This is a genomic window from Microbacterium sp. FW305-3-2-15-F-LB2, from assembly GCF_058787255.1.
This window is the reverse complement of record NZ_JBYSZO010000003.1, coordinates 19,909-33,263: the sequence shown is the minus strand read 5'-3', so window position 1 is coordinate 33,263 and position 13,355 is coordinate 19,909. Positions and strand designations below refer to the sequence as shown.

General features: G+C 64.5%; 12 protein-coding genes. 10 read left to right on the top strand and 2 right to left on the bottom strand.

Annotated features, from left to right (window positions below; genetic code table 11):
• Positions 1–108: 108 nt before the first annotated feature.
• Positions 109–1,245, top strand: coding sequence for a tyramine oxidase subunit B (locus AC3WLZ_RS18195; RefSeq protein ID WP_079941039.1), 1,137 nt, complete (start codon positions 109–111; stop codon positions 1,243–1,245).
• A gap of 586 nt (positions 1,246–1,831) precedes the next feature.
• Here AC3WLZ_RS18195 and AC3WLZ_RS18190 read toward each other — a convergent pair.
• Positions 1,832–3,214 carry an NAD-dependent succinate-semialdehyde dehydrogenase gene (locus AC3WLZ_RS18190; RefSeq protein WP_079941038.1) on the bottom strand — a complete coding sequence of 461 codons (1,383 nt, stop codon included), beginning with the start codon at positions 3,212–3,214 and terminating at the stop codon, positions 1,832–1,834.
• 308 nt (positions 3,215–3,522) lie between these two features.
• Between AC3WLZ_RS18190 and AC3WLZ_RS18185 the strand changes: the two genes are divergently transcribed.
• From AC3WLZ_RS18185 to AC3WLZ_RS18160, 6 genes are all read left to right on the top strand, one after another.
• Positions 3,523–4,284: an enoyl-CoA hydratase/isomerase family protein gene (locus tag AC3WLZ_RS18185; protein ID WP_465786472.1), complete on the top strand. Its 762-nt coding sequence runs from the start codon at positions 3,523–3,525 to the stop codon at positions 4,282–4,284.
• 4 nt (positions 4,285–4,288) lie between these two features.
• Positions 4,289–5,137, top strand: a complete 849-nt coding sequence (locus AC3WLZ_RS18180; RefSeq protein WP_079941037.1) for a 3-hydroxyacyl-CoA dehydrogenase family protein — start codon at positions 4,289–4,291, stop codon at positions 5,135–5,137.
• 68 nt (positions 5,138–5,205) lie between these two features.
• Positions 5,206–6,459, top strand: a complete 1,254-nt coding sequence (locus AC3WLZ_RS18175; protein WP_253035956.1) for an aminotransferase family protein — start codon at positions 5,206–5,208, stop codon at positions 6,457–6,459.
• Positions 6,460–7,250: 791 nt separating this feature from the next.
• Complete coding sequence (locus AC3WLZ_RS18170; RefSeq protein WP_228145541.1) at positions 7,251–7,652, top strand: amino acid permease; 402 nt, start codon at positions 7,251–7,253, stop codon at positions 7,650–7,652.
• A complete protein-coding gene (locus AC3WLZ_RS18165; RefSeq protein WP_228145540.1) occupies positions 7,637–8,251 on the top strand; it encodes an APC family permease in 615 nt (204 codons plus the stop codon). Before AC3WLZ_RS18170 ends, AC3WLZ_RS18165 begins: the two co-directional genes overlap by 16 nt.
• A complete protein-coding gene (locus AC3WLZ_RS18160; protein ID WP_228145539.1) occupies positions 8,251–8,499 on the top strand; it encodes a hypothetical protein in 249 nt (82 codons plus the stop codon). Before AC3WLZ_RS18165 ends, AC3WLZ_RS18160 begins: the two co-directional genes overlap by 1 nt.
• 183 nt (positions 8,500–8,682) lie before the next feature.
• Here the strand turns inward: AC3WLZ_RS18160 and AC3WLZ_RS18155 are convergent, their stop codons facing one another.
• Positions 8,683–9,567 (bottom strand): LysR family transcriptional regulator, encoded by an 885-nt coding sequence (locus AC3WLZ_RS18155; protein WP_285465407.1) that lies wholly within the window; start codon positions 9,565–9,567, stop codon positions 8,683–8,685.
• Positions 9,568–9,820: 253 nt separating this feature from the next.
• Between AC3WLZ_RS18155 and AC3WLZ_RS18150 the strand changes: the two genes are divergently transcribed.
• The 3 genes from AC3WLZ_RS18150 to AC3WLZ_RS18140 are packed head-to-tail and all read left to right on the top strand — an operon-like array spanning position 9,821 to position 13,353.
• Positions 9,821–10,987 carry a CaiB/BaiF CoA transferase family protein gene (locus tag AC3WLZ_RS18150; RefSeq protein WP_253036098.1) on the top strand — a complete coding sequence of 389 codons (1,167 nt, stop codon included), beginning with the start codon at positions 9,821–9,823 and terminating at the stop codon, positions 10,985–10,987.
• The gene (locus AC3WLZ_RS18145; RefSeq protein WP_079941028.1) at positions 10,984–12,186 is read left to right on the top strand and encodes an acyl-CoA dehydrogenase family protein; all 1,203 of its coding nucleotides are present in this window, start codon (positions 10,984–10,986) and stop codon (positions 12,184–12,186) included. The genes AC3WLZ_RS18150 and AC3WLZ_RS18145 overlap by 4 nt, the downstream gene beginning before the upstream one ends.
• A 12-nt stretch (positions 12,187–12,198) precedes the next feature.
• Positions 12,199–13,353: an FAD-dependent oxidoreductase gene (locus tag AC3WLZ_RS18140; RefSeq protein ID WP_285465403.1), complete on the top strand. Its 1,155-nt coding sequence runs from the start codon at positions 12,199–12,201 to the stop codon at positions 13,351–13,353.
• The last annotated feature ends 2 nt before the right edge of the window (positions 13,354–13,355 follow it).

The following is a 13,355-nucleotide window of genomic DNA, read 5'->3' as shown; positions in this document are numbered from 1 at the left end:
GTCTGAATAAAAGCGGTTCTTTTGCGTTCTGGAAACGTTATCGAAGGTTAGCATCGCAATATCCAATACGGCACCCGGCGGTGAGACCGCGGGCAGGAAAGGGCAACGATGCACGACACTTCTCTCCGATTGCGTTACCTCAGCGAGCCCGAGATCATCGACGTCGGCGCCACGGACATGGCACGTTGTATCGACACGATGTGCGAGGTCTTCTCGCTGCTCGCGACCGGCGACTACCGCATGGGTGGTCCGAATCATAGTTCGCATGGGATCAAGGTCGACTTCCCCCTCGAGCCGGCATTCCCCGGTATGCCGCGCCATACCTCGGACCGCCGCTTCATGGCGATGCCTGCATACATCGGTGGGAAGTATCGTGCGACTGGCCTCAAATGGTATGGCTCGAATATCGAGAACAGCGAGAAGGGTCTGCCGCGGTCTATGCACCTGGTGGTCTTGAATGACACCGAGACTGGCGCTCCGATCGCCGTGATGCCGGGAAACCTGATCAGCGCCTATCGTACGGGCGCGGTCGTCGGAGCCGGCACTCTGCACCTCGCCCGAACGGACGCTGACTCGGTCGCGGTGATCGGCCCCGGGCTCATCAACCAGGTTGCGTTCCGGGCGATCCTAGTGACACGGCCCGCCATCGCCCGCGTCCGGATCGCGGCGCGTTCGCTCACGAGCCGGAACGCGCAGCGCTTCCAGGAACTCGTCCGCTCCGAGTTCCCCCAGATCCAAGAGGTGGAGATCGTCGATTCGATCCGGTCGGCGGTCACCGAGGCCGACATCGTCACGGTCGCCGCGACCGGTCTGTCCGGCGTCGCAAACTACCCGGTCATCGACCCGGAGTGGCTGCGCCCGGGTGCGTATGTCGCGGCGACCTCGAACATCCAAGTCGATGCCGGGTTCCTGTGCACTGGCGCTCGTAACGTCGTCGACCACACTCCGCTCTACGAAGCCTACGTCGCGAACTTCAGCCCTCCGTATCACGAGCAACTCGGGGCTCTCGGTGTCAAATACCAGGACATGCTCCTGGACGGGCGCCTGAACGTTGCCGACATCGCCGAGTTCGGGGACATCGTCGACGGCAGGGCACCTGGCTACGATCCGGCACGGCCGTCCTTCTTCTCCATCGGCGGGATCCCGGCCGAAGACGTCGCTTGGGCGACCGAACTCCTCTGGGAGGCGCAGCGCCGCGACATTGGCACGTTGCTGCCGATCTGGGATCAGCCCGCCCTAGGCTAGAGGCGGTTTCGGTCTACCCGGCGCTCCTGACTGCGGCAATCGTAGCGAGCAACCATTGGGGCCGATCGGCCAAGACGTTAATCCGATTCTCGGGTCGCATCGCTCGACACAGCGATCACCGGTACCACCGAAATACGGATGTTCTTTATCGCATCGGTATGAACGAACATGCGCGCGAGGATTCATGCTGTTCGACCCGTCGACTAGCTTCTCGCCCGCTCGCCAGCCCACTTGCTGGTTCGCCGATGTCAACCACGGAGGCTTCGAGGACCAGGTGACCCGTCAACTCCGGCGCCTCTTCGAACGCTGCGTGCGCGGTCTCGCCTTTCGGGTGCCCAAAGGTCGTCCTCGGCACGTCATGTACCCGCGGGGCCCTGAACACGGTCTCGGAACGCACGTCAAATGAAGCGACTCGGAATGCCGCTCATGCTGCGCGTACGGCACGCCCGGCCCCATCGGCTAAGAGATCCGAGCCCTGCCCGAGGTTACTTCTTGTGAGTGCAGCCTGGGCATGGGGATGGGGCATGCGAAGTGGCGGAGTGTATCCCTCGAATCGCTCCGGTGGTGCACTCCGCCACGCGGCGTACTATTTCGTGGCCTCAGGGACGCGGACGAGCTTCTTGTTGGCAAACTCGTTGATGCCGTAATGCGCGAGCTCGCGGCCGACGCCCGAGGCCTTGACCCCGCCGAACGGGAGATCCGGGGCTGTCTTGCTCGTGCTGTTGATCCAGACCATGCCCGTCTCGATCCGGTCGGCGACCCGTTGCGCCCGTTCCAGGTCGCCCGAGAAGACCGTGCCGCCTAGACCGAACGGGGAGTCGTTGGCGATCTGGACCGCTTCCTCTTCGGACGCGGCGCGGTGCACGACCGCGGCCGGGCCGAATAGTTCCTCTGCGTAGGCGCGCATGTCTTTGGTCACGCCTGACAGCACGGTCGCCGGATAGTAGGCGCCCGGTGCGTCGGGGGCCTCCCCGCCCAGGTGGACTTTCGCGCCGCGGTCGATGGCGTCGTCGACCAGCTCGACGAGATCGTGGCGGGCGGCGGTGGAGGAGAGCGGGCCGAGCTTCGTCTCGTCCGACGACGGATCGCCTGTGGCGTACGCGCGGCTCTGCTCGATGAACTTCTCGAGGAACGCGTCGTACACCGCGTCCAGGACGATGAAGCGCTTGGACGCGGTGCAGGCCTGCCCGCCGTTGGCGAAGCGACCGACCGCGGCTGCGGCGGCTGCCGCGTCGAGGTCGGCGTCGTCGAGCACGATGAACGGGTCGGATCCACCGAGCTCCAGCACGTACTTCTTCATATGCCGCCCGGCGACCTCGCCGACCGCTGAGCCCGCCCGCTCGGAACCGGTGAGAGAGACGCCCTGCACGCGCGGATCGGCGATCATCTCGGCGATCTGACCGTTGTTGGCGAACACGTTCGCGTAGACGCCATCGGGCAGCCCCGCCTCGCGGAACACCCGCTCGATAGCGAGGGCGGACTGCGGGCAATTGCGCGCGTGCTTGAGCAGGATCGTGTTGCCCAGGATCAGGTTCGGGGCCGCGAACCGTGCCACCTGGTAATAGGGGTAGTTCCACGGCATGATACCGACCAGGACGCCGACCGGTTCGGTCTTCACGATGGCGGTGCCGGGGCCGGAGATGTCGAGCACCTCGTCCGCGAGGAACTGCTCGGCGCGGTCCGCATAATAGTCGTAGATGTTCGCGACGAGATCGACCTCGCCACGCGCCTGGACGATGGGCTTGCCCATCTCGAGCGTGATGAGCGCAGCCAGTTCTTCCCGCTGTTCGCGGTGGAGCGCGGCGATGCGCTTGACCAGGGCGACCCGCTCTTGCAGCCCGCGATCCCGCCACTGCGGATAGGCTTCCGCGGCGCGATCGAGAGCCTCCCGTGCCTCCTTGTTGGTGATCTCGGGGAACTCGGCCAGCTGCTCGCCGGTTGCAGGATTCACTGTCGTGTAGACACCCATGTGCGACGACGCTCCTTCATTGTTCGGTGTGTGATCGCGGAACTCCGCGCGCACCAGTGCGCACGGATCCTCGACTATCACTGTTGCTCACTATTCATGTCGCGTCCAATACCAAATCCGCCCCCGCTCATGCGCTGGCATTAATAATGCTCTACCGCGCCCAGTGGAGTCCATGTGAGATTTTATGACGATAGTGTCATGAAATAGGATCTATTAGGTATTTGTGTGTTATTGGATTTCGCACCAAGCTGGAACATGACATGCACCAGGACTGAGTGTGCCTGGACGCGATCCGAAAGAGGTGGGGCTTGGTGGAAACGCTCACGGCCGAGCACAACGGCGATCGCACGATCGTGCGATTGAACCGGCCTCAGACACTGAACTCGATCGACCAGGCCATGGTGGATGATCTCCACGAGGTCTGCGACCAGCTCGAGCGCGAACCGCGCATCCTCATCCTGACGGGAACCCGCACCGACAAGGGCGGCATTTTCGCCTCCGGCGCGGACATCTCCCAGCTGCGCGACCGGCGCCGTCATGACGCCCTGCGCGGGATCAACTCGAGCATCTTCGCGCGGATTGCTGCCCTGCCGATGCCGGTGATCGCCGCGATCGACGGCTATGCCCTCGGCGGCGGCGCCGAGCTCGCCTACGCCGCCGACTTCCGGATCGCGACGACGCGGGTGAAGATCGGCAACCCCGAACCCAACCTCGGCATCATAGCCGCCGCGGGGGCATGCTGGCGGCTCGTCGAGCTCGTGGGCGAGCCCGTCGCGAAAGAGATCCTGCTCGCCGGCCGCGTCCTCACCGCAGACGAGGCGCTATCGATTCGGCTGGTCGGCGAAGTCTGCGAGCCGGACGAGCTCCTGGACCGGGCGAACGCGCTCGCGGACCGTATCGGCGGTTTCGACCCGTTGGCGATCCAGGTGACCAAGCAGGTGATCCACGCGCCGCGGGCGGCGCACCCGGTCATCGACAACCTTGCGCAAGCGTTGCTCTTCGAATCCCCGGAGAAGACCCGGCGCATGGATGATTTTCTGCTGAAGCGCAACGCGCGGAAAGGACGCTGAACCCATGGCATTGCCGAATCACATCGCCGTCGTCGGAGGCGGACGGATGGGGGCGGGCATCGCGCTCAGCCTCGCCATCGGCGGATCGCAGGTCACCGTGCTCGAACGCGATGCCGCGTCGGTGGACGCCGCCCGGGCGCGGCTCGATGACATCGCGCAGAAAGCGGTCGCGAAGGATCCCGCGGCCCCCGCCCTCGACGTGCTCCTAGGGCGCCTCGCCGTGTCCGAGGACTACGAGCTCCTGAGAGAAGCAAACCTCGTGATCGAGGCGGTCCCAGAGGACTTCGAGCTCAAAGTGAACACCCTCCGCGCGATCGAGGGGCGCGTCACCGAGACCACCGCGATCGCGACGAACACGTCGTCGCTGTCGGTCACGAAGCTCGCCGCAGAACTCTCCCACCCGTCCCGCTTCCTCGGGCTGCACTTCTTCAACCCGGTTCCCGCCTCCACCCTGATCGAGGTCGTCGTCGGCGAGCAGACCGGCGTCGGCCTCGTCGCCGCAGCGCGAGAGTGGACCGAGGGGCTGCGGAAGACCCCCGTCGTCGTGCATGACGCACCCGGCTTCGCGAGCTCCCGGCTCGGCGTCGCCCTCGCACTCGAAGCGATGCGGATGCTCGAAGAGGGCGTCGCTTCGGCCGAGGACATCGATGCGGCGATGGTGCTCGGGTACCGGCACGCCACCGGCCCGCTCAAAACCACCGACCTCGTCGGTCTGGACGTGCGGCTCGGCATCGCGGAGTACCTCGCCTCCACGCTTGGCGAGCGCTTCGCACCCCCGCAGATCCTGCGCGACAAGGTCGCTGCCGGAGAGCTCGGGCGCAAGAGCGGCACAGGCTTCTTCGACTACAGCTGAACGCTTGGGTCACGCGCCGCACCCCAACGGCTGGCCCGAACCACACACACGATCCCAGGAGGATGCAGATGCCCCAGACCAACGCCCTGTGGAGCGCCCAGGCGCACATGCCGACCGTGCTCTCGAACCCGCAGACCGTCATCGTCAAAGGCGACGGCGCCTACATCACCACTGCGGACGGGGACCGTCTCCTCGACGCCGCCGGCGGCCTCTGGTACGCCAACATCGGCCACGGCCGGGACGAGATCGCACAGGCCGCCGCCGAGCAGATACGCACCCTCGAGACCTGGCACATCTTCGGCCGGTACGTGAACGAGCCGGCACTCGAACTTGCGAACAAGATCGCGACGCTCGCCCCGTTCGACGACGCCAAGGTCATCTTCACCAGCGGCGGATCCGATTCCGTCGACTTGGCACTCAAACTCGCACGCCGTCACCAGCAGCTCCAGGGACAGCCGGAGAAGCTCACCGTCGTATCCCGTCAGGACGGCTATCACGGTCTCCACGCCTACGGTACCAGCGTCGCAGGCCTCTCCTTCAACAGCGACGGCTTCGGCCCCGGCACCCTCATCCCGGAGACACTGCTCGTCGATCAGTGGGACATCGACGCCGCCGAGCGCACCATCCGCGAACACGGCGGAGAGAAGATCGCCGCGTTCATCGCCGAACCCGTCATGGGCGTCGGCGGTCTCGTTCCGCCCCCGGCCGGCTACTTCGAGCGGATCAAGGAACTCGCGAAAGAGTTCGGTTTCCTCGTCATTGCCGACGAAGTCGTCACCGCCTTCGGTCGTCTAGGCACCTGGACGGCGTCCGAGCGCTTCAATCTCGAACCCGACATGATCACTTTCGCGAAAGGCATCACCTCCGGCTACCTGCCCCTGGGCGGCGTCATCGTCGCCCCCAGCGTATCCAGCCAGTTCTACGCAGGAAACGACGCGCCCATCTTCCACCAGGGCCTCACCTACTCCGGCCACGCGACCGTCGCGGCTGTCGCACTCAAGAACCTCGAGATCATCGAGCGCGAGAACCTCCTCGGCCGCGTCCGCGAGCTCGAACCGGTCCTCGTCGAGGAACTCGAACAGCTCCGCCACCACCCCGGCGTGAAAGACGTACGGCACATCGGACTCATGGGCGGCGTCGACCTCGCCGACGGCGTCTCCGGGCTCGACGTTGTCGCCGTCCTCGAAGGTCGCGGCGTGCACCTGCGGAACCTCCCGAACAACATCCTCCAGATCTCCCCGCCCTTCATCGTCACGGCCGAGGAGATCCGCACCATCGTGCGCGGCATCCGCGACGCCCTCGACACCGTACACGGCAGATAAGCCAGGTGGCTGCCCTGCGGGGAAGACAGCCGGCACGACCCGATGTCCTCCCGGACAGGGAGGCTCCACCACTGAATAAGGAACACGCATGAACACAGGCAATGTCTGTGCGGCTCCCAGACTGCCACAGCAATTCATCTTCCTACAAATACCAATAACATCAATATTTATGCGCTCGCCGACATAATGTATTGGTAGAGGAATGCGGTCCCATGATTCAGTGGGTCTCTGTTCCCCGTGGAGCACGTCCTCGGCATTCCCCTAGAGCACCTCCTTAGCCAAGGCCAGAACCGTCTTCAGTGCGGAGCTCCGAGATTCCGAACGTCAAGCCATTCGAAGAAACACCTCCTTGAAGGGATCCACGACCGGCAAGCATGAGAACTCATCGGTGTGGGTGTTCTCCGCGACAGAGAATATCGTGAGGTGCGCGCCCGCTTTAGTCGCGACGAGCGAAAGGGTCGTCCAGGTGTCGGGTGTGATCCGGGTTGCCATGTGTTCAAAACCAATTGGGGGGCACAATCGCATGAACCGATCCGTGAGTACTGATCCAACATGAGGGGGCAATGTCACGAAATACTCCTCAGACATCCCGGCGCTCATCGACCGCTACCTGGATGGCGCCATCAAACTCCACGAGCTTGTCTCCCGCCGCCTGCCCCGAGAAGCACAGGACGCATTCGACGATCTCTCCTCTGGTATCGTGCTCCGGACGCTGCTGATCCCCCAGCCTAAGCGCCCCGACCGTGCCGTCGCGCTCCGATCGCCCGCATCGTCGACAGAGGGGTCATCGCATGTCAGCTACGTCGCATCCGCATTTCTGCGGCACCCTCGGCCCCGTCGGGCTGACCTTCTTCGGCGTCACCTACATGATCATCGCGGTCGTATTCACGACATACGGTGTCGTGAACCAGGTGACCGACGGGCATCTCCCCACCGCCTACATCCTCGCGATCATCGCGATGCCCTTCACCGCTGCCAGCTACCCCACCCTCGCTCGGAAGTACCCGGTCGCGGGCGCCACGTATACCTACACCCAGCAAGCCTTCGGCGGGCTCGTCGAGCTCCTCACCGGCTTGGTGATCCTGCTCGACTACCTCTTCATCCCGATGATCAACTTCCTGGTCATCGGCATCTATCTGTATTCGCAGTTCCCCGCCGTGCCAAATGGGCGTTTACGATGGCGACGCTACTGATTGTGTTCACCTTGAACCTGCTCGGCATCTCCCTGGTGAACCGGGTCAACTTCATCGTGATCGCCCTATCGGTGCTGCTGGTGGTCGTGCTCATGGTTCTCGCGTTCAAGAAGACGCTGCGCGGGGACACCTTGGTGAGACTCCTCGAGCCTTTCACCTTCGGGCAGCGCGGTATCGGTGGGATCGCCTCAGGAGCTGCGATCCTCTCACTCTGGTTCCTGGGCTTCGTTGCCGTCTCCACCCTCGCGGAGGAGGCGCGGAACACCCGCCGCGACATCCCGCGAGCGATCGTCGGCTCGACGCTGCTGGGCGGCCTGCTGTTCGTGCTGGTTTCCTGGTCGGGCGCCCTGGCGTGGTCGCCCAACTGGCAGGCCCTCTCTGCTGACGAAGTGGAAGCGGTCGGCGTCAGCCTCGTCAGGGTGCTCGGCGGCGCGCCGTTCGCCGCGTTCTTCATCGCCATATATGTGGTGAGTTGCTTCGGCAGCGCAATGACCGGGCAGGCATCCGTTTCGCGGTTGCTAATCGCTGTGGGGCGCGACGGTGTGCTGCCCCGGCCGCTCACCAAGCTGCACCCCGGTTCAGCACACCGTTTGTCGTAGTGATCGTCGTGTCGGTGTTCGCACTGGCCAGCCTGGTACTCGACTTGAATACGGCGGAGTTTATGATCAGCTTCGGCGCCCTCGCGGCGTTCGCGATGGTAAACCTGTCAGCCATCAAGGACGAGTTCCTCCGGAAAGACAGGACGGGGAACCGCGCGAAGGGAGGCGTCCTGCTGCACCTGGTCTGCCCGCTGATCGGGTTCGCGCTCACGGTCTGGCTGTGGACGTCGCTGGAGCCCTCGACCTGACTCGTCGGCTGCATTTGGCTGACCATCGCCGCTACCGAGACGCCGGGTCTCAGTGAGTCCGTCCCGAAGCTCGACTTCTCCGGCGAAGCGCCCACGACCATCCAGATCGATTAGCTCAGAGGAATCGAGGCGGCCGCCGACCGGTGAGGCAGTTGGGTATGCGCGCAGTACAGCTGGCGGCGCCTACAGGACTTCGTCGGCGAGTGCCAGCACCGTGGCGAGTGCGGGGTTCCGCGAATCGGCGCGCCAGGCCATGCGCAGGAGCACCTCGTCGAATGGGTCTGCGACCGGGAGGAAGGAGAACCCGTCGGTGTGGGTGTTCTCTGCGACCGATGAGATCGTGAGATGAATGCCGACCTCGGCTGCGACGAGTGACAGCGCCGTCCAGGTGTCGGGGGCGACCTGCGCGATGAGGGGGTCGAAGCCGGCAGCGTGGCTGAGTCGGAGCAGCCGGTCTGTAAGTACTGATCCGGGCTGCAGGGGGAGCGTCACGAAGTAGTCGGCGGAGAGCTGATCCATGTGGACCGAGTCAGCGCCGGCCAAGGTGTGGGTCTTCGGGACGGCGACGACGAGTTGCTCGTTGATCAGAGTGCGGGTTCTGATGCCGGCTGGGACGTAGTCCCAGCGGCCAATGGAGATGTCCGCCTCATCGTTCAGGAGCCGGTTGATGGCGGGCTGGGCGAAGTTCTGGCTGGAGAGCTCGAGGGATAGGTCTGGATGTTTGAGACGCGCAGCGCGGGAGAGCTGGCCGACGAGAATCTGTGTGGAGGCGCCAGCGAAGGCGATACCGACATGCCCGAGTTCGCCGCTCTGAGCGGCGCGCACATCGTGCGCGGCATGCTTGAGTTCGTTGAGAATGCGGCGGGCCGGGCCGAGCAGAGCCTCCCCGGCCGCAGTGACCTCCACGGAGCGCGTCGTGCGGTGGAACAGCTCCGCGCCCAGTTCCTTCTCCAGTGCCTTTATGGTGCGGCTTACCGGAGGCTGCGCCAAATGGAGGCGTTCGGCCGCTCGCCCGAAGTGCAGTTCTTCCGCGACGGCGACGAATGCTCTGAGGTCCTGAATTTCCACTCGCCAATGATAGCACGAGGATCATATATCGTGTCGTATTTGCTTCATTTCAGGTCTCAGTGCGACGAACGATTGGAGAGGGACATATGTGCTGAAGGTATCAATAACGTGAAAATAGGTATTTGACGTGCACTAATCGCGCCTGACAAGGTGAAAACATCGAAAACGGTTCAACGGAAGAACGGTCCCGAGGTAGACGGTGGAAGATCACAACAGACTTGAAGAACTACTCGCGCGTTCGGGGCAGGGGCCGTTGAGCGGCACCATCATCGCTGACTTCGGCAGGGTGCTGGCCGGGCCCTACTGCACTATGCTGCTGGCGGACATGGGGGCGACCGTCATCAAGGTCGAGAGTCCGATCGGGGACGAGACCCGTGCTTGGATGCCGCCGGAGCATGAGGGCAAGTCGACTTACTACCTCTCGATCAACCGGAACAAGCTGTCGATCGAACTGGACTTCAGCGACCCCGGGGATCTCGCGACCGCACGCGAGCTCGCAGCTCGCGCGGACGTCGTAATCGAGAACTTCAAGCCCGGCGGTCTCGAGAAGTTCGGGCTGGACTATCAGAGCGTGGCGGCTCAGAACCCGGACGTGATTTTCACCTCGATCACCGGGTTCGGTACCGCGGGCGGGGCGAGCCTTCCTGGATACGACCTGCTCGTCCAGGCTGCCTCCGGGCTCATGAGTCTCACCGGGGCGCCGGAGACCGAGCCGTTCCGTGCCGGCGTCGCGGTCGTCGATGTGTTCACGGGTATGCACGCCTGCATCGGTATCCTCGCCGCCCTCAACCACCGGCGAGTGACCGGTGAAGGGCAGCGGGTGGAGGTCAATCTGATGAGCTCGGCACTGTCGGGCCTGGTGAACCAGACCGGCGCTTACGCCATCGCAGGCGTCGTTCCGACCCGCATGGGCAACGAGCATCCGAGCATCTACCCTTACGAGCCGATCGCCACCGGAGACGGGGAGATCGTGCTCGCGATCGGCAACGACAGGCAGTTCCGGGTGCTCTGCCGGGAGCTCGGCACGCCTGAACTCGTCGAGGATCCGCGCTTCGCGTTCGCGCCCGACCGCAGCCGCAACCGACTCGATCTGCGTCCGCTACTCGAAGCCGCGCTCTCGCATGCGACCGCCACGGAGTGGTTCGAACGGCTCACCGCAGCGGGGATCCCGTGCGCGCCGATCCAGGACGTCGCAGCCGGTGTCCAGTTCGCCGAGCGCATCGGCCTGGATCCGATCATTCAAGCCGGATCCGGGGATGACTCTCTGTCCGGGATCCGCAACCCCATCACCTTCTCACAGACCCCGGCGACCTACGACAAGGCGCCCCCCGAGCTAGGCGCAGATACCGAGCTGGTGCGGCGCTGGCTCGCGGGCTCCTCGCCGCTCGCATCGATCTCAGCAAAGGAAGCAACAGCATGAGTGCACTCAACAGGTCAGGCGTCAACGTGGATTTCTACGGCGTCGAGGACTACCTCGGTGAGGAGGATCGCGCGCTCGTCGCGAAGGTGCGAGCCTTCGTCGATTCTGAGGTCACCCCGATCATCAACGAGTACTGGGAACAGGCGGACTTCCCGTACCAGATCCTCCCGAAGTTCGGGGAGCTTGGCATCATCGGCACCGCGATCGAAGGGTACGGCTGCCCAGGCCTGACCCGGTTGCAGGCGGGACTGGTCGCCATGGAGCTCTCCCGCGGTGACGGGAGCATCAACACGTTCAACGCCGTGCACTCCGGCCTCGCGATGGGGACGATCAACCTACTCGGCAGCGACGAACAGAAGCAGCGCTGGCTGACCCAGATGGCGAAGCTCGAGAAGCTCGGCGCGTTCGCGCTGACGGAACCCGATCACGGTTCCGACTCCGTGGCTCTTGAATCCAGCGCCCGCCTCGACGGCGACCACTACGTTCTCAATGGCTCGAAGCGGTGGATCGGCCTCGGCCACGTCGCAGATCTCGTCATCATCTGGGCGCGCGACACCGCCGACGACAAGGTCAAGGCGTTCATCCTGGAGAAGAACGAGGACGGCAGTTACCCGTCCGGATACCACGCGGAAGCCATCCAAGGGAAGATCGCCAAGCGCGCGATCCAGCAGGCGCAAATCACCTTCGAAGACCTTCGGATCCCCGCCGAGAACAAACTCGAAAAGTCTCAGTCGTTCCGCGATGTCGGGGCGGTGCTCAACCGCACCCGCAGCACCGTCGCCTGGGAATCGTTGGGACACGCGACCGCCGCCTACGAGGCGGCAGTGCAGTACGCGTCCGAGCGCGTCCAGTTCGGCAGCCCGATCTCACACTACCAACTCGTCCAGAACAAGCTCGCCAACATGCTCGCTGACCTTACAGCGATGCAGCTGGTCTGCTTCCGTGCCGGCGCCCTGCAGAACGAAGGCCGCCTAAGCAACGAGCAGGCCTCGCTCGCGAAGATGTTCACTGGCGATAAAGCGCGGCAGCTATGCCGCGATTCCCGCGACCTGCTCGGCGGCAACGGCTTGCTGCTCGAGAACCACGTCGCCCGCCATCTCACGGACATGGAAGTCGTCCACACCTACGAGGGCACCGATTTCATCCAGTCCCTGATCGTGGGCCGCGAGATCACTGGGGTCTCCGCGTTCAAGCGGTAAGGACGGAGCGAGATGGGCGAGTACATCGTCATAGGCGCAGGACTCGCCGGCGCCGCCACCGCGTGGCGTCTCGCCCAACGCGGGCAAGACGTGACCCTGCTGGAGCGGTCGGCACCAGCCAACCCGTACGGCAGTTCGCACGGCTCCGCGCGGATCTTTCGCTACGCCTACCCGAGCGAGCTCTACACAGGGCTCGTTATCCGTTCCAAGCCGCTGTGGGACGAACTCGAACGGGAGAACGGTGCACGTCTGATCGAACCCACCGGCGCCCTCGACCATGGCGCGGTGAACGATCCCGTCGGCCTCGCCCGTGTCCTGGACGCGCTGGGTGTCGAGCATGAGCTACTGCCAGAGGCGGAGGCGGGCTCGCGCTGGCCGCAGTACGGCTTCGACGGCGCGGTACTCTATCACCCCGGCGCTGGAGTGCTTGATGCCCGCAACACGGTCGAGGCGTTCGTTCGCCTGGCCGCCGCAACCGGGCGGGTCAGACTGCTCACGAACTGGACCGTCAGCTCTATCGAGCGGCGCACCGGCGGCTTCCGCGTCGAATCCACGGTCGGCGACGTCGTCGAAGGCGAGAAAGTGGTCGTCGCGGCCGGCCCGTGGCTTCCAACCCTTCTGGACTCGCTCGCTCTGCCTGCCGGGTTCATCCACTCACTGCCGTCTTTCGAAGTGCGTGAGGAGCAGGCGTTCCACTTCCCCTACCACGACGCCGGCGCTTCCGGCGCACCCTATCCGGCTTGGCCGACGTTCATGCACGAGAACGAGACGGTCGACATCTACGGTCTGCCAGGCGGCCGCGACGCCGGATACCACGGCCTCAAGATCGCGCACTTCAATGGCGGAACCGTAATCCCGAGCATCTTCGACCGCACCGGCCAGATCCGGCCGGAGGCCAGGCAACGAGCTCGCGACTACGTCAAGGAATGGGTGCCCGGTGTCGAACCGGATTCCTACGCGGAAGCGACGTGCATGTTCACCAGCACGCCCAGCAGCGACTTTCTGATTGACGAGGCCGAAGGCATCGTCGTCCTGTCCGCCTGCTCCGGCCGTGGTGCGAAGTTCGCTCCGCTGCTCGGCGAGCTCGCCGCCGACCTTGCTACCGGCGCCGGGACCGTCCCTGACGAGTTCCGTGCCGCGTATCACTCCAGGCGCTCCGCAGCCTGACC